The following is a 16,408-nucleotide window of genomic DNA, read 5'->3' as shown; positions in this document are numbered from 1 at the left end:
AGACCCGACGCGTCCGCCGTTCAAGTTCTTGGCATTGACGCCCCCACGGCAGAACCCTACCACAGCCTGAAAAGAGGAGGGCGCCATGGCGAGAACCTTGATCGTCGTAGATGTGCAGGTCGACTTCTGTCCCGGAGGAAAGCTGGCCGTCGCCGGCGGGGATGAGATCGTCGAGCCGATCAACCGGATGATGGCCGATTTCGACCATGTGATCCTGACGCAGGACTGGCATCCGGCCAATCATTCCAGCTTTGCCGACAACCATCCGGGCGCGATGCCGTTTTCGCTGACCCAGATGCCCTATGGCCCGCAGGTGCTGTGGCCCGCGCATTGCGTCATCGGCACGCCCGGCGCGCGTTTCCATCCCGATCTGGACGTGAACCGCGCCGAGACGGTGATCCGCAAGGGCTTCCGCCCCGCCATCGACAGCTATTCGGCCTTCTATGAAAACGACTACTCGACGCCGACCGGGCTGACAGGTTATCTGCGGGACAGGTTCCTTGAGGACCTGTATTTCGTGGGCCTTGCGCATGATTTCTGCGTTGCATGGTCGGCCATCGACGCGGCGCGGCAGGGCTTCCGGGTCAGCGTCATCGAGGACGCCACGCGGGCCATCGACCTGAACGGCTCGCGCGAGGTGGCGCGGCAGAACATGCGCGAAGCGGGGATCAGCCTGATATGATGATACCTACGGTCGATATTGCGACGCGGGTCTATAACCACAAATGGAAGATCGACCCGATCGTCCGTTCGCTGATCGACACGGATTTCTACAAGCTGCTGATGTGTCAGTCGGTGTTTCGCAATCGCCCCGACACCAATGTCACCTTCAGCCTGATCAACCGCACCACCCGCGTCCGGCTGGCCGATCTGATCGATGAGGGCGAGTTGCGCGAGCAGCTGGACCATGTGCGTGGGCTGTCGTTGACGCGCGGCGAAAGCACATGGCTGCGCGGCAATACATTCTATGGCAAGCGCCAGATGTTCCGCTCGGACTTCATGGAGTTTCTGGAGAACCTGCGGCTGCCCGCCTATCATCTGGAAAAGCGCGACGGCCAATATGAGCTGACCTTCGAGGGTCGCTGGCCCGAGGTCATGCTGTGGGAAATCCCGGCGCTGGCGATCATCATGGAGCTGCGCTCGCGTTCCGTCCTGAAGGACATGGGCCGGTTTGAGCTGCAGGTGCTTTACGCCCGCGCCATGACCCGGCTTTGGGAGAAGATCGAGCAGTTGCGAGAGCTTGGCCCCGATCTGCGCATCGCCGATTTCGGCACGCGCAGGCGGCATGGCTTCCTGTGGCAGGACTGGTGCGTGCAGGCGATGATCGAGGGCTTGGGCGACAAGCGCTTTACCGGCACCTCGAACTGCCTGATCGCCATGCGCCGCGACATCGAGGCGATCGGTACCAATGCCCATGAATTGCCGATGGTCTTTGCCGCGCTGGCCAAGACCGATGATGAGCTGCGTCAGGCGCCCTATCGCGTCCTTGCCGATTGGCATGAAGAACACGACGGCAACCTGCGCGTCATCCTGCCCGACACCTACGGGACCAAGGGATTTCTGGAGCATGCGCCGGACTGGCTGGCCCAATGGACCGGCATCCGCATCGATTCCGGCGATCCGGCCGAAGGGGCGGAAACCGCCATCGCATGGTGGAAAAGCCGGGGCGAGAACCCGCGTCAGAAGCTGATCATCTTCTCGGACGGGCTGGATGTCGCCAAGATCAAGGAACTGTTCCAGCGCTTCCACGGGCGGGTGAAGGTCAGCTTTGGCTGGGGCACGCTGCTGACCAATGATTTCCGCGGACTGGTTCCGGGCGATGGCCTTGCGCCGTTCTCGTTGGTCTGCAAGGCGGTGGCGGCCGAGGGCAACCCGACCGTCAAACTGTCGGACAATCCCGACAAGGCCACCGGTCCTGCCGACCTGATCCAGCATTACCGCCACGTCTTTGACGTGGGTCAGCAACAGCGCATGGACGTGGTCGTCTGAATGAAAAGGCCCGGTTCGCACCGGGCCTTTCGTTTCACAGCTGGTCGCGCCAGCGGTTCACCAGCGGATAGCGGCGGTCCAGCCAGAAGGCCTTGGAGGAAATGCGCGGACCGGGTGCGGCCTGATAGCGCTTCCATTCGCTGCCATAAAGCAGGGTCTCGACCTTCTTGACGGTCTCGGGGTCGAAGCCCTGTGCCACCAGATCCTTCAGCGCCAGATCCTTTTCGACAAGCCCTTCAAGGATCGCGTCCAGCACCTCATAGGGGGGCAGGCTGTCTTCGTCCTTCTGGTCGGGGCGCAACTCGGCTGACGGGGGTTTCGAGATGATTTGCGGCGGCACGACCTCGCCCGCCGGGCCCATCATCCAGTCGCGATGGTTTTCGTTGCGCCAGCGGCAGGTCTGGAAGACGCGGGTCTTGTACAGATCCTTGATCGGGTTATAGCCGCCCGCCATGTCGCCATAGATCGTGGCATAGCCCACTGCGACTTCGGATTTATTGCCGGTGGTCAGCAGAAGTTCCCCGAACTTGTTGGAAATTGCCATCAGCATCACGCCGCGCAACCGGGACTGGATGTTTTCCTCGGTCGTGTCGGGCTTGGTGCCTGCCATCAGGTGGGCCAGCGCGTCGCCCACGGCATCGCGCGCCCCTTCGATATGGACGGTGTCCAGCCGCGCGCCAAGGCGGGTCGCGGCATCGGCGGCATCGTCAAGGCTTGCCTGCGAGGTATATTCGCTGGGCAGCATCACGCAGCGCACGTTTTCGGGGCCGATGGCGTCGCTGGCGATGGTGGCGACCAGTGCGGAATCGATGCCGCCCGACATGCCCAGCACCACCCGCTTGAAGCCCGACTTGCGCATGTAGTCGCGCAGGCCAAGGGTCACGGCGTTGTAGTCCTGCTCCCATTCGTCGGGCTGGTGATCCAGCCGCCCCGGTACGGCGCGCCAGCCTTCGGGGCCACGCGCGAAATCGACATGCTCGATGATCTCATCGAAAGGGGCCAGCTCCACGACCTTGACCGCACCGCCATCCTCGCCGGGGTTCAGCACAAAGCTCGCGCCGTCATAGATCTGGTCATCCTGCCCGCCGACCGAGTTCAGATAGACCAGCGGCAGGTCGGATTCGACGACGCGCGCAACCATATGGCCCATGCGCAGGTCCAGCTTGTTGCGGTGATAGGGGCTGCCATTCGGAACGATCAGGATCTCGGCCCCGGATTCGCCCAGCGTCTCGGCCACGTCGGGCCACCAGGCATCCTCGCAGATTGGGCTGCCGATGCGGATGCCGTTCAGGCTGTAGGGACCCTGCAGCGGGCCGTGATCGAACAGGCGCAGCTCGTCGAACAGCTGCTTGTGGGGCAGGTCGTGCTTCAGCACCCGCGTCAACACCTTGCCGCCCTGCAGCACCCACCACGCGTTATAGAGCTTTGCCCCCTCGGCATATGGCCCACCGATGCCAATGGCGGGGCCGTCGGCGCAGTCGCGGGCCAGTTGCTCGATCTCGGCCATGGCGTCGGCGGTGAAGGCCGCCTTCAGCACCAGATCCTGCGTCTGGTAGCCGGTGATGAACATCTCGGGCAGGACCAGAAGGTCGGACCCGGCCTCGCGCGCCTTTTCCCATGCGGCGCGGGCCTTGGCGGCATTGCCCGGCAGGTCGCCCACCGTGGGGTTCAACTGTCCAAGGGTGATGCGAAACCTGTCGGGCATGGCTCAGTCCTTTCGAAATTGCAGGATTTAGATAGGCCAGTGTGCGCGAAAGGAAAAGTCGGGCTTTGCGCCCAGTGCAGGCTTGCGGTAAACCGGGCCAAAAGAACCATAAGCCAGAGGCGGGACCGATGAAGGCAGCCATTGTCGCTTGCGTAATGCTTCTCGCCGGCACCTCGATGGCCGGGGCGCAATCCGTCGTGACCAAGCAATATGACGACGGCGGTGTCTATGAGGGCACGTTCCGCAATGGCAAGCAGCACGGGCGCGGCACCTATAAGCTGCCCTCGGGCTATGAATATACCGGCGACTGGGTCGAAGGCGAGATTCTGGGCCGGGGCAAGGCGACCTATCCCAATGGCTCGGTCTATGAGGGCGACTTCGCCAAGGGCAAGCCCAGCGGCAAGGGCAAGATCACCTATGCCGATGGCGGCAGCTATGAGGGCGACTGGCTGGACGGCCAGATCACCGGTCAGGGGATCGCGCATTACGCCAATGGTTCGGTCTATGAGGGCGGCTTCATCAACGCGCTGCATGATGGCAAGGGCGTGCTGACCCAGCCCAACGGCTATCGCTACGAAGGTGGCTGGAAGCAGGGCGTCAAGGAAGGCCGCGGTAAGATCACCTATCCCGACGGCGCCACCTATGAGGGCGAGATGAAGGCCAACCAGCGTGCCGGTCAGGGGAAGCTGGCGATGTCTGATGGGCTGAGCTACGCGGGCGGCTGGTCCGCCGGGCAGATGTCGGGGCAGGGCAAGCTGATCCAGCCCTCGGGCGACAGCTATGAGGGCCGTTTCGCCAATGGCCGCCGTGAGGGGCGCGGTATCGCGGTCTATGCCAATGGCGACCGCTATGAGGGCGATTTCCGCGCCGACCGTCGCTCGGGCCAGGGGACGTTCACCGGCACCGACGGTTATATCTATACCGGCGACTGGGTCGATGGCCGGATGGAGGGGCTGGGCCGCATCACCTATCCCGACGGTTCGATCTATGAAGGCGCGTTGAAGAATGACCTGCCGGAAGGGCGCGGGCTGATCACCTATCCCGACGACGCGAACTACGAGGGCGACTGGCTGGCCGGCGTCATCGAGGGGCAGGGCGTCGCCAAATACGCCAATGGCCTGGTCTATGAGGGCGGCTTCAAGCGCGGCCGCAATGAGGGGCAGGGTCGCATGACCTATCCCGACGGCTATGTCTACAATGGCGCATGGCGCGACGGGCAGCGTCATGGTCAGGGCCAGGCGACTTATCCCGATGGCACGACCTATGACGGCTCATTTGTCGCGGGCATGCGGCAGGGCCGGGGTCGGCTGATTGCGCCCGACGGCTTCCGCTATGAAGGCGGCTGGAACAAGGGCGAAATCGACGGCGAGGGTGTCGCAACCTATGCCAATGGCGACGTCTATACCGGCCATTTCGTCGCCGGTAAGCGTCAGGGCAATGGCGTGATGAAATACGCGACCGGTCAGATCGCGGCGGGGGAGTGGCAGGATAACAGTCTTGCCAAGCCCACCCCGGTCGATGGCGTGGCCTCGCAGGGCGAGGCTCCGGCGGCGACGCCCGACGCCACCGTGCCGGCGGAACCCAAGCAGGACCCGCCGGCCTGAAGCGCGTCAGATGATCGCGCTGTCCCGGCTTTCGGGCCAATGGGCAAAGGGCAGGACGCGCCCGTCCTCGCGGCTTTGGTGGATACGGTCCAGATCGATCTTGGCCTTGACCCAGCCCGGACGGTCCATCTCGCCTTCAGCCAGAATTCCGGTTTCCGGCCAGAACCCGTCCGAGGGGGCATAGATCGCGGCCATGCCGCGGTTCTCGTCGATGGCGGGGTTCCAGTCGCATAGCCCGACCGTGGGCGAATGGACGACGACGCATTGGCTTTCCAGCGCCCGTGCCATCGCCCCGATCCGCACCCGGTTGAAGCCCGCAACCGTGTCGGTGCAGGAGGGCGTCAGGATCACCTCGACCCCCGCTTCGGCCAGCTGCCGCGCCAGCAGGGGGAATTCGCTGTCATAGCAGATCAGGATGCCCAACCGGCCCACGGCGGTGTCAAAGACCCGCAAGCCCGGCGCGCTTTCGACATGCCAGTCCTCGCGTTCAAAGCGGGTCATGATCTGCTTGTCCTGATGGCCGATGCGGCCTTCGGGGCCAAACAGCACCGCGCGGTTGAACGGGCGCTCACCGGCAAAGAACGGCCCCGAGGCGGCAAGGATATGGATGCCATGCGCGGCAGCCAGTTCGGCATGCAGCGCGTCGCGCGCGTCATTGTGGCGGGCGACCTCGTGCAGAGAGGCCTCCAGGTCGGCGGCAATGTCGTGCCCGCCCAATGAGGCCAGCTCCATCGCGCCATATTCGGGAAAGACCAACAGGTCACAATCCGACGCAGCCTCGACCCAGCGGGTCAGTTTCGCGCGATAGGCGTCGAAATCGTCGAACCAGTCGAAATTGTAAGCGGCGGTGGCGATCTTGATTTCGCGTGTCACAGGGTTTTCATCCAGAATTGCAACGGCTTCTTGGTCGAAACCGGCGCGTCGATGTCCTTCCAGTCGAACTCCGCGACGACGCCGGAAAGGGGTTCATAACCCCTTTTGCGCCAGAAGTCATCCAAGGGGCGGTAATCCGCCGGGCGCAGCGGGTGATCCGCAGGCCGCTGCACGCTGCAAAAGGCACTGTAGCGACGGCCGAGGGCACGGGCCTGTGCCTCTCGTCCGTCGAAAAACACATGGCCCAGACCGCGCCCGCGATAGTCGGGCAGCAGCACCGATTCCGCGCAATAGAAGATCTGCTCCAGCGGTTCGGGGCGTCCGGAAAAGGCTGCGGCGAAATCCTCGGCGTGATGTTCCATCGGTGCGCCGGTGGCCGCGCCGACCATGCGGTCGCCGTCATAGGCCGCGACGACGACCGCACCGGGGGATTGATAGGCCCGCAGGTAGTCGCGTTCGTAGTCCACGTTGCCGTCATAAAGATAGGGCCAGTCGCGAAAGACCGCGATGCGCAGCCGTGCCAGATCATCCAGCACGGCGGCGACCGCTTCTCCGGTCAGGGTCCGGGTGGAAATCACGCGGAAACCTGCTGCGTCCAGTCGGCCAGATTGTAATAGGTGGTAAGGCGCGCGATCTTGCCGTCGCGGATGGTAAAGAAGGTCCCGGCGGGCAGGACATAGGTCTGGCCCTTGGCCTCGGGCAGGCCCTCATCGGTTTGCAGATAGGTCCCGTTCACCACGAATTCCGCCGCCGCGCGGTCGCCCGCCTCATTGGCGAAGATCACGATATCCGTCAGCACTTCCTTGTAGCTGGCGGTCATGTGCGCGTTGAATTCGCGGAATAATTCCTTGCCGCGGCGGATCTGGCCCTCGTTCACGTGATGCTCGATCTGGTCGTGCAGATAGGTCAGCATCTCGTCGGTGCGACCGGCGTTGAAGGCGTCGTAATAGGTGGCGATCAGGGCTTTGGTATCCATGGGCATCCTCGTCAGGTTCGGGAATTTCTACCCGCTGGACCCCGGCGCGTCACCTGCATCCTTAGGATGAGGTGGCGGGCGTGAACCGGCTGGTGTAGCGATAGGCCAAAGCAAAGGAGCCCGCCCATGTCCAACGCCGAACCGATGCCCTTCCGCCAGATCGACTGTTTCAAGGCCTATGACGTGCGCGGGCGGCTGGGCTCTGAGCTGGATACGGATGTGGCCTATCGTGTCGGTCGCGCCTTTGCGCAGTTGCGCGGTGCGCGCGAGGTGATCGTCGGGCGCGACAGCCGCGCGACCTCGCCCGAACTGGCAGCCGCGCTGATCCGTGGGCTGACCGAGGGCGGCGCCAATGTCCGCGACCTTGGTCTTGCCGGCACCGAGGAGATGTATTTCGCCACCGCCCATTACGGCGCGGATGGCGGGATCGAGGTCACCGCCTCGCACAACCCGATCGACTATAACGGCATGAAGCTGGTCGGGCCGGGCGCCGCGCCGCTGGACCCCGAGACCGAATTCGCCGACTTGGCCGCTTTGGCCCGGTCGGGCGCCTTCACCGCAGCCGAACCGGGCCGGGCAGTCGATTTCCCCGAGGCCCGTGCCGCCTATGCCCGCGCCGTCGTCGATTTCGTCGACATTGCCGCCCTGCGCCCGATGACGGTGCTGGTCAATGCCGGGAATGGCACCGCCGGGCCGACCTTTGACGCCATCGCTGCCGAGCTTGAGGAGCGGGGCGCACCCCTGCGCTTCATCCGCATCAATCATGATCCCGATTCCAGCTTTCCAAACGGCATCCCGAACCCGCTTCTGCCCGAAAACCAGCCGATGACCGCCGACGCCGTCCGGACGCATGGCGCGGATCTGGGGGTGGCATGGGATGGCGATTTCGACCGCTGCTTCTTCTTTGACGCGCAAGGCGACTTCATTCCGGGCGAATACATTGTCGGGCTTTTGGCCGCCGCGTTTCTTGAAAGGCATCCCGGAGAGCGGATCGTCCATGACCCGCGTGTCGTCCTGAACACCCGCGCCATGATTGCCGAGGCCGGAGGCGAGGCGATTCAGGCCCGCACAGGGCACGCTTTCGTCAAGGGCGCCATGCGCCAAAGCGGCGCGATCTATGGCGGCGAGATGTCGGCCCATCACTATTTCCGCGATTTCGCCTATGCCGATAGCGGCATGATCCCGTGGCTGCTGGTGGTCGAGCTGATCTGCCGCAAGGGCCAGTCCTTGGGCGAGTTGCTGGCGCAGCGTATCGCGGCCTATCCGTCCTCGGGAGAGATCAATTTCCGCCTGATCGATCCCGATGCCTCGATCGCGCGGGTGTTGGCGCATTTCGCGCCGCAGGCCAGCAAGCGCGACGATACCGACGGTATCAGTCTTGAATTCCCGGAATGGCGCTTCAACCTGCGCCGCTCGAACACCGAGCCGGTGGTCCGACTGAATGTCGAATCCGCCGGCGACGCCGCACTGGTCACCGCGCGCGCGGCTGAAATCGGCGCGATGCTGACCGGGGATTAGTCCCCGACAACGTCCGGCGGCACGGATCACTTCACGTGGGGCAATCGAGGGTGTTGCGTTGGAGGGGTGCAAGACGGCCCCCGGACTGACAACTTGTCCGTGACGTCGTGGTCATCGAGGCGTTGGAACGACCACGGGCGATGGGCCTTCACCGAGTTCGGGCCGCCTGCCGGTCAATGGTCGGGGTCCCGACAGGGGGGCATTTGCTGGCACCTACCTACCCAGTCATGCCGCGTTCAACGTGAGCTGGATGAGGCTACAGCAGGAAATCCCCGGCTGTAAGGTCGGCGACATTCCCCAACCCGATCCTGAGATCGGATACGCGGTCGCCGTTCAGGTCGATCTCGACGGTTAGGCCTAAGGCTCCTCCGGTCGTCAGCCGCACTTGACCTGCAGCCGAGAACTCGGCCCGACCGATGAAGTCCAGATCCATGCCACGCAGATCCAGATGGTCGGCACCTCGGGCGAAGTCGGTGATGACATCGTTGCTGCGGTCGAAGTCCTCTGCTGTCCGGAACAGGAACAAATCGGCCCCGGCCCCGCCAGTCATCCGATCCGAGCCGGTCCCGCCCCTTATCCAGTCGATATCCCTTCCCCCGACGATCAGGTCGTTTCCTGTCCCGCCGGACAGCTGGTTACGCCCCCCGGTCACGATCGCAGCGCCGCTGCGGATGGTGTCGTTTCCTGCACCCCCGTCGATCGTGTCGAAGCCGCCCATGCCTTGGATTGAATCGTTCCCGGTGCCGCCTAGGATGCTGTCATTGCCGCTATCGGCGACGATCAGGTCGTTTCCGTCATCGCCTTGGATCAGATGATTTCCCGGTCCGGAACGGATCGAGTCATTCCCAGCCCCGCCAAGCAAGGTGTCATTGCCTATCTCACCCGACAGCGAGTCATTACCGGCGTCACCCAGCATCCGGTCGTTGCCCGTTCCACCCACCATCCGGTCATGGCCCAGCCCCCCGGACAAGGTGTCATTCCCGTCATCACCATAAATCAGGTCGTTGTCGTCCCCGCCGGCAAGCAGATCGTGACCGGTAGCTCCTCTGACGGTGTCATTTCCGTCGCCCGCATTCACCGAATCGTGGCCCATACCACCATTCATCGAATCGTTGCCGATATCGCCCCAGATCCAATCATTCCCGTCGTCACCCGCCAGAGTGTCATTGCCCGACCCGCCGTTCAGATTGTCATGTCCCGCTCCACCCGACATCCGATCATGCCCGTCATTTCCGTTAAGCCGGTCATCGCCGGTCCCGCCGCTCAGGCGATCGCTTCCTGCGCCACCATGCAGAGTGTCGTTGCCTGCACCCCCGTCCAGACTGTCGGAGCCAGTGCCCCCGGCAATGCTGTCGTGACCATTCCCGCCGAAGATCGAGTTGTTGCCCAGCGAATCGACAATCGTGTCATTCCCGTCCTCGCCATAGGTCCGATCGTTTCCGGCCTGACCAAGCAAACGATCATTGCCCGCGCCGCCATAAAGCGTGTCATCCTGATCGCCGCCCAGAACTGAATCGTTCCCGTCGCCACCGCGCAGCAGATCGTTGCCGTCATCGCCTTGCAGGCTGTCATCCCCTGCTGCGCCTTGAATCGTATCGTTGTCATCGCCGCCATAAAGGCGGTCGTCACCGCCTTGGCCGTTCAGCAGATCGCGCTCTGCATAACCCAGCACGTTTGAGCCGTAGCGCCCCGCTGTCATATTGTCGGCGCCCGCCGTTCCGATCAGGATCGTGCGCATCCCGCTCACCTCGTAATGGGCGATGGGGAACATCGAGTTGTTGAAGGCGTTCGCGTTCAGGCCTCTGCCGTCGCGGGTCCTGACCTCGATTTGCGTGTCGCCAAAGGTGATGGTGATGCCAAAGCTTTCGCGTCGGAAGGTCAGTTGCAGGGTGCTGCGGATCATGCCCAGATTGGCCAGATCCAGCCGGTCCACCCCCTGTTCGTAATCGGTGATGGTGATCTTGCCGTTGATCCTTGAGGCCACGAACAGATCGGCCCCGTCGCCTCCGGTCAGTTGAACCGGGTCGGGCCCGGCGATCAGTATGTCATCGCCTGCGCCGCCAAGGATCCGGGTGGTGCCCTGTCCGGCCTGCAGCATGTCCGAACCCGACGTGCCGGTATATTGCCCGGCGGGCAGAATCCGGGTCTCGCCCAGCTGTCCCGGATCAAAGGTGAACTGGGTGATCCCGCGTTCCGTCCGGGATGAGACGAACAACGCGACCTGCCCATTCATCGCGATGGCCGAGATGGCCGAGACATCCTGCAATGTACGGTCGGCGGTATCGCTTAGCGTCGCCAGATGCAGCAGATGCCCGTCGGGTTGGATGGTGAAGACCGAGATCCCGTCATCCGCGCCGCCCACGATGATATAGCTGCGGCCTCCGACCTCGACCGTCTCAAGCGCGGTGATGCGGCTGAAGCGGGTGCCCAACTCGTCCAGAATATGGTCGGCATGGCTGAGATTGCCGTTGTAATCCAGCCGCAGCACCGTCAGCGATGAGCTTTGCGTCGATCCGACCAGCAGATAGGTGATGCCGGCAACCCGCACCGTCTCAATCTCGGCGGGGCCGTTGATGCCATAGCCCAAGGCGACGCTGACATACTGGATCTGCCCCAGACTGCCATCGGCATTGACCAGCTGCGCCGCGACATAGTTTCCCAGCGCCGAGGTGGTCAGGATGAAGGTGCGGTCGCCCAGCGTGGCGATCTCGACATCGCTGATTTCGACGCCCTGAACCGCCGGACCGACCGGCAGTTGCGCGCGTGAGATCGAACTGACGCTGCCGTCCGCGCCGATGCGCCATGTCTCCAGCAGGGTGCTGCCGTTTCGCGTCGTGTAGAGAAGGGTCGAGCCCCCGATCTCGAACGCGCCCAGATGGGTGACGGTCGTCGGCAAGGCGCTGCCCGAGGGCGAGACGGGACCGTTCAGCAAGCCGCCCGACGCCAATACGAAGCCATCGGTCCATGCCGCGCCGACCGCCGTCCCGAACACTGCAAGCCCATTGCCCCAGGGCAGAAGCGCCACCTCGGGCGCGTCGAGATAGCCTGCGGATGGCGGATAGGCCTGCGTCGCCATGATCCGCATCGGCTCATCGGCGGCGGTCAGGCGAAACGAGGCCAGACCTGCGCCCAGTTGGGTCGCGCTGAACAGATAGGTGCCCGTCGCGGTCTGTCCGATCTGAAGATCGCTGATATTGGTCACGAAAGCCGGATAGCGACCGACATAGGTCGTCACCTGACGGATGCTGAACATGACCGAACCCCGAAACTGAACCTGTTGCCCGTCAGGCTAGGTCGGTCAGTTTAACGAAGGCTTGCCTGGCACCCGTCGCGCCCCGGCTTTTTGCCAAGCAATTTAGTCTATTTGGACGGGTTTTCCGGTGTCGGGCGATCGGAAGCTTGTGTGGCGCGAAAACATTTGTGAGGATCGGCACGGATTGTTTGCGGGCAGGACCGGATGCAGATCACACGGACATCCCTAAGCGGGGTGCTGATCCTTGAACCCCGGCGGCATGGGGATGCGCGGGGCTTTTTTTCGGAAAGCTGGAACCGCAGAACATTGCTTGAGGCCGGGCTGGACCTGCCGGAATTCGTGCAGGACAATCATTCGCTGTCGGCGGCGGTGGACACGCTGCGGGGGCTGCATTTCCAGTCGCCGCCCCATGCGCAGGGCAAGCTGGTGCGCTGCGGGCGCGGGCGGTTGTTCGACGTGGCCGTCGATATCCGCAAGGGCAGCCCGACCTATGGCCAGTGGCTGGGCGAGGAACTGTCATTCGAAAACGGCCGCCAGCTGTGGATCCCGGCGGGCTTCCTGCACGGCTTCGTCACGCGCGAGCCGGATACCGAGATCTGCTACAAATGCACCGACCATTACGCGCCGGAATGCGATGGCGCGGTGGCATGGGACAGCCTCGGGATCGACTGGGGCCTGACCGGCGCGCCGCTTCTATCGGACAAGGATGCCGTGGCGCCCGGGTTTGCAGAATTCGACAGCCCCTTCATTTATCACGATGATTTCGAATACGAGGCCAGATCATGAAAATTCTGGTAACCGGTGGGGCCGGGTTCATCGGCTCGGCCGTGGTGCGGCTGGCGGTGCGGCGCGGACATGAGGTGGTGAACCTCGACGCGATGACCTATGCCGCCAATGCGGGCAACGTGGCCTCGGTCTCGAACAGCCCGCTTTATGCCTTCGAGCAGGCCGACCTGCGCGACCGCGCGGCGCTGGACCGGGTGCTGGCCGACCACCAGCCTGACGCGATCATGCACCTGGCGGCGGAAAGCCATGTCGACCGCTCGATCGAAGGGCCGGGCGATTTCATCGAAACGAACATCACCGGCACCTACAATCTGCTGGAGGCTGCGCGCGCCTATTGGGTCGGGCAGGGGCGGCCTGAGGGGTTCCGCTTTCACCACATCTCGACCGATGAGGTGTTCGGCTCTCTGGGCGAGACCGGGCAGTTCACCGAGGACACGCCCTACGATCCGCGCAGCCCCTATTCCGCCAGCAAGGCGGCCTCGGACCATCTGGTGCGCGCCTGGCACGAGACCTATGGCCTGCCGGTGGTGCTGACCAATTGTTCGAACAATTACGGGCCATTCCACTTCCCGGAAAAGCTGGTGCCGGTGGTGATCCTGAACGCGCTGCATGGGCGTCCGATCCCGGTCTATGGTGATGGCGGCAATGTCCGCGACTGGCTGTTCGTCGAGGATCATGCCGATGCGCTGCTTCTGGTTCTGGAAAAGGGCGAACTGGGCCGCAGCTACAATATCGGCGGCGAGAATGAGGCGAAGAACATCGATCTGGTGCGCACGATCTGCGGCCATATGGATCGCCTGCGCCCGGAACATGCCCCGCATGAGCGGCTGATCACCTTTGTCACCGACCGCCCCGGACATGACCGCCGCTATGCCATCGACCCGACCCGCATCCGCACCGAACTGGGCTGGCAACCCTCGGTGACGGTCGAGGAAGGTCTGGCGCGCACCGTCGAATGGTATCTGCAAAATGAGGACTGGTGGCGCCCGCTGCTGTCGCGTCAGGGCGTTGGAGAAAGGCTGGGCAAGGCATGAACGGGCTGCTGGTCTTTGGCCGCAGTGGGCAGGTCGCGACCGAGCTGGCGCGTCTGGCCCCCGAGGCATGGTTTCTGGGCCGCGATGAGGTCGACCTGTCGGATGCGTCGAACTGCGCGGCGGCGATCCTTGCCGCCCAGCCCACGGCGATCATCAATGCCGCTGCCCATACCGCCGTCGACCGCGCCGAATCCGAACCGGAGCTGGCCCATGCCGTCAATGCCGAGGCCCCCTTCGTCATGGCCCGCGCCGCGGCACGGCTGGGCGTGCCCTTCCTGCATATCTCGACCGATTACGTCTTTGACGGTTCGGGCGAGAGACCTTGGCAGGAAAGCGATCCGACTGGCCCGCTAGGGGTCTATGGGGCCTCGAAACTGGCGGGCGAACGCGGTGTCGCCCGTGCCGGTGGGCAATGGGCGGTCCTGCGCACCTCATGGGTGTTTTCCGCGCATGGGGCGAATTTCGTCAAGACGATGATGCGGCTTGGCGCCGAGCGCGAGGAATTGCGCGTGGTTGCCGACCAGAATGGCGGTCCGACCCCGGCGGCGGATATTGCCTCGGCCTGCCTGACGATGATTTCGGCAATGCGCGAGGATGCATCGCGCGGCGGCGTCTATCACTTCGCCGGCGCGCCCGACACCAGTTGGGCGGGCTTTGCGCGTGAGATCATGGATCAGGCGGGGTTGGCCTGCCGGGTCGACGATATTGCCAGCAGCGACTATCCGACCCCGGCACGCAGGCCGGGGAATTCGCGACTGGATTGCAGCGCCATCGCGCGTGATTTCGGTATCGCGCGTCCGGACTGGCGCGCGGGCCTAGCCAAGGTAGTGACGGAGCTTCGGACATGACTGAGACGGCCAAATCCGCGACTGGGCGCAAGGGGATCATCCTCGCGGGGGGCTCGGGAACGCGGCTTTACCCGATCACCATGGGCGTGTCCAAGCAGCTTCTGCCGATCTATGACAAGCCGATGGTCTATTACCCGATTTCGGTGCTGATGCTGGCCGGTATCCGCGAGATCGCGATCATCACCACCCCCGACGACCGTGATCAATTCCGCCGCCTGCTGGGCGATGGCAGTCAATGGGGGCTGAGCTTCGAATATATCGTCCAGCCCTCGCCTGACGGGCTGGCGCAGGCCTATATTCTGGCCGAGGATTTCCTGGCTGGCGCGCCTTCGGCGATGGTCTTGGGCGACAACATCTTCTTCGGTCATGGGCTACCCGTGCTGCTGGATGCGGCGGATGCCCGGATGCAAGGCGGCACGGTCTTTGGCTACCGCGTTGCCGATCCCGAGCGTTACGGCGTCGTGGCCTTCGACGATGACGGTCGCGCCAGCGCCATTATCGAAAAGCCGCTGGTCCCGCCTTCGGATTACGCAGTGACGGGGCTGTATTTTCTGGACGGCACCGCCCCCGCCCGTGCCCGTCAGGTGAAGCCCTCGGAGCGCGGCGAGCTGGAGATCACCACGCTACTGGAAACCTACCTGCACGAAGACCGCCTGATCGTCGAGCGCATGGGCCGGGGCTTTGCATGGCTCGACACTGGCACTCATGCCAGCCTGCTGGATGCCGGGAATTTCGTGCGCACGCTGGAGGAACGTCAGGGTCTGCTGATCGGTTCACCGGACGAAATCGCCTTCAACCAAGGCTGGATCGGGACCGAGGAACTGGCCGCGTTGGCCCGGAAATACGGTAAAAGCGACTACGGCAAATATCTGGCGACGTTGCTTTAATCGCTGGGTGTTCGCAGGCGACCGGCAAGGGCTGCGGCCATGATCGCGGCGGTGCCGGTGCGGCTTTGGCGATAAAGGCCGATGTCGATTGCCTTGGCCAGCGCGCTTGGCCCGGCTGCACGCAGCAAGTGCCCGAACTGCCGCAGAAGCTGCCGGTTTTCGGATGTCAGCAGGTCTTCTGCGGCTTCAAGCGCGATCTGGTTCTGCCCGAGCCATTTGGCGAATGTGCCGTCAAACAGCATCGACGCCCGCGCCGCCTGTGCCGAGGCGGTGTCGTTGCGGCCCATGACATTGCGCGGATGCTGGCGGTACATCAGCACCTGCGCACCGTCGCGATGGATATCGGCCCTGGCACCCGACATCAGCTGATAGACCCACCAATCGTGCGAGACGATCCCGGCCGTATCCGCCGCAGGTGCTGCCGCCTGCAGGATCTGCAGGGCTTGTGAATTGGCGATGGTGGTGTTGCCGGGCAGGCAGGCCTGCACCAAGGCATTTCGAAAGCCGAAAGGCCCTGCGAAATGGGGTGCCGGGGTCAGTTCGCGCAGGTCTTCGTCGCAGATCGTCGTTCGGGCGGCATAGACCGCTGGCCCGTTTCGCAAGGTCAGGTGTGCAACCCCGCGCGCCAGCTTGTCCGTCTTCCATACATCGTCCTGATCGCAGAAGGCGATCCAGTCTTGTGACCCCGCCTGCATGATCAGGTGCAGGAAATTCGCCGTAGCACCTCGGCGTGGACCGTCAATCAGCTCAATCCTACCGGTCTTGCGGGCATAGTCCGCAATGACATCGCGCGTGCCGTCGGTCGAGCCGTCATCCGAGACGATCAGCCGCCAGTTCGCATGGCTTTGGGCAAGGATACTGTCGAGCTGCGCGGGCAGGAACCTTGCGCCATTATAGGTCGCCATGAGGATGGTGATCTGCGGCTGCAATACGGG

14 protein-coding genes are annotated in these 16,408 nt (G+C 63.7%); 8 read left to right on the top strand and 6 right to left on the bottom strand.

What is annotated here, in order from left to right; all coding sequences use genetic code 11:
- Nucleotides 1-85 precede the first annotated feature (85 nt).
- Both pncA and pncB read left to right on the top strand, forming a co-directional pair.
- On the top strand, nucleotides 86-682 hold the full coding sequence (pncA, locus tag IB235_RS05835; RefSeq protein ID WP_192336030.1) for a bifunctional nicotinamidase/pyrazinamidase: 597 nt from the start codon (nucleotides 86-88) through the stop codon (nucleotides 680-682).
- Nucleotides 679-1,989, top strand: coding sequence for a nicotinate phosphoribosyltransferase (gene pncB, locus IB235_RS05830; RefSeq protein WP_192336029.1), 1,311 nt, complete (start codon nucleotides 679-681; stop codon nucleotides 1,987-1,989). The genes pncA and pncB overlap by 4 nt, the downstream gene beginning before the upstream one ends.
- A gap of 34 nt (nucleotides 1,990-2,023) precedes the next feature.
- Here the strand turns inward: pncB and IB235_RS05825 are convergent, their stop codons facing one another.
- Complete coding sequence (locus IB235_RS05825) at nucleotides 2,024-3,694, bottom strand: NAD+ synthase (RefSeq protein WP_192336028.1); 1,671 nt, start codon at nucleotides 3,692-3,694, stop codon at nucleotides 2,024-2,026.
- Between the two features lie 128 nt (nucleotides 3,695-3,822).
- On the opposite strand from IB235_RS05825, the gene IB235_RS05820 reads away from it, so the two are divergent.
- Entirely contained in the window at nucleotides 3,823-5,298 is a 1,476-nt protein-coding gene (locus IB235_RS05820) for a 2-isopropylmalate synthase (protein ID WP_155038657.1), read from the top strand.
- Between the two features lie 6 nt (nucleotides 5,299-5,304).
- On the opposite strand, the gene IB235_RS05815 is transcribed toward IB235_RS05820, so the two are convergent.
- From IB235_RS05815 to IB235_RS05805, 3 genes are read right to left on the bottom strand one after another with little or no spacing between them, the layout of a single operon-like run.
- A complete protein-coding gene (locus tag IB235_RS05815; RefSeq protein ID WP_192336233.1) occupies nucleotides 5,305-6,159 on the bottom strand; it encodes a carbon-nitrogen hydrolase family protein in 855 nt (284 codons plus the stop codon).
- A gap of 8 nt (nucleotides 6,160-6,167) precedes the next feature.
- Nucleotides 6,168-6,749, bottom strand: coding sequence for a GNAT family N-acetyltransferase (locus IB235_RS05810; protein WP_192336027.1), 582 nt, complete (start codon nucleotides 6,747-6,749; stop codon nucleotides 6,168-6,170).
- Nucleotides 6,746-7,147, bottom strand: a complete 402-nt coding sequence (locus IB235_RS05805) for a ketosteroid isomerase-related protein (protein ID WP_192336026.1) — start codon at nucleotides 7,145-7,147, stop codon at nucleotides 6,746-6,748. Before IB235_RS05805 ends, IB235_RS05810 begins: the two co-directional genes overlap by 4 nt.
- A 126-nt stretch (nucleotides 7,148-7,273) precedes the next feature.
- On the opposite strand from IB235_RS05805, the gene IB235_RS05800 reads away from it, so the two are divergent.
- Nucleotides 7,274-8,665 carry a phosphomannomutase gene (locus IB235_RS05800; RefSeq protein WP_304612851.1) on the top strand — a complete coding sequence of 464 codons (1,392 nt, stop codon included), beginning with the start codon at nucleotides 7,274-7,276 and terminating at the stop codon, nucleotides 8,663-8,665.
- Nucleotides 8,666-8,921: 256 nt separating this feature from the next.
- Here IB235_RS05800 and IB235_RS05795 read toward each other — a convergent pair whose 3' ends face one another.
- A complete protein-coding gene (locus IB235_RS05795; RefSeq protein ID WP_192336025.1) occupies nucleotides 8,922-11,918 on the bottom strand; it encodes a calcium-binding protein in 2,997 nt (998 codons plus the stop codon).
- 204 nt (nucleotides 11,919-12,122) lie between these two features.
- Here IB235_RS05795 and rfbC point away from each other — a divergent pair, with 204 nt between their 5' ends.
- Genes rfbC through rfbA form a run of 4 tightly spaced genes read left to right on the top strand, consistent with a single transcriptional unit; the run spans nucleotide 12,123 to nucleotide 15,473 of the window.
- Entirely contained in the window at nucleotides 12,123-12,704 is a 582-nt protein-coding gene (gene rfbC, locus IB235_RS05790) for a dTDP-4-dehydrorhamnose 3,5-epimerase (protein ID WP_192336024.1), read from the top strand.
- Nucleotides 12,701-13,738, top strand: coding sequence for a dTDP-glucose 4,6-dehydratase (gene rfbB, locus IB235_RS05785; protein ID WP_192336023.1), 1,038 nt, complete (start codon nucleotides 12,701-12,703; stop codon nucleotides 13,736-13,738). The genes rfbC and rfbB overlap by 4 nt, the downstream gene beginning before the upstream one ends.
- Nucleotides 13,735-14,586, top strand: a complete 852-nt coding sequence (rfbD, locus tag IB235_RS05780) for a dTDP-4-dehydrorhamnose reductase (protein WP_192336022.1) — start codon at nucleotides 13,735-13,737, stop codon at nucleotides 14,584-14,586. Before rfbB ends, rfbD begins: the two co-directional genes overlap by 4 nt.
- On the top strand, nucleotides 14,583-15,473 hold the full coding sequence (gene rfbA, locus IB235_RS05775) for a glucose-1-phosphate thymidylyltransferase RfbA (RefSeq protein ID WP_192336021.1): 891 nt from the start codon (nucleotides 14,583-14,585) through the stop codon (nucleotides 15,471-15,473). Before rfbD ends, rfbA begins: the two co-directional genes overlap by 4 nt.
- Here rfbA and IB235_RS05770 read toward each other — a convergent pair.
- A complete protein-coding gene (locus IB235_RS05770; RefSeq protein WP_192336020.1) occupies nucleotides 15,470-16,402 on the bottom strand; it encodes a glycosyltransferase family 2 protein in 933 nt (310 codons plus the stop codon). The genes rfbA and IB235_RS05770 overlap by 4 nt on opposite strands.
- Between the last annotated feature and the right edge of the window lie 6 nt (nucleotides 16,403-16,408).

This window comes from Paracoccus sp. PAR01 (assembly GCF_014851995.1).
GTDB lineage: Bacteria > Pseudomonadota > Alphaproteobacteria > Rhodobacterales > Rhodobacteraceae > Paracoccus > Paracoccus litorisediminis.
Note: the sequence above shows the minus strand (reverse complement) of the source record. Positions and strands in the feature narration are given on the sequence as shown.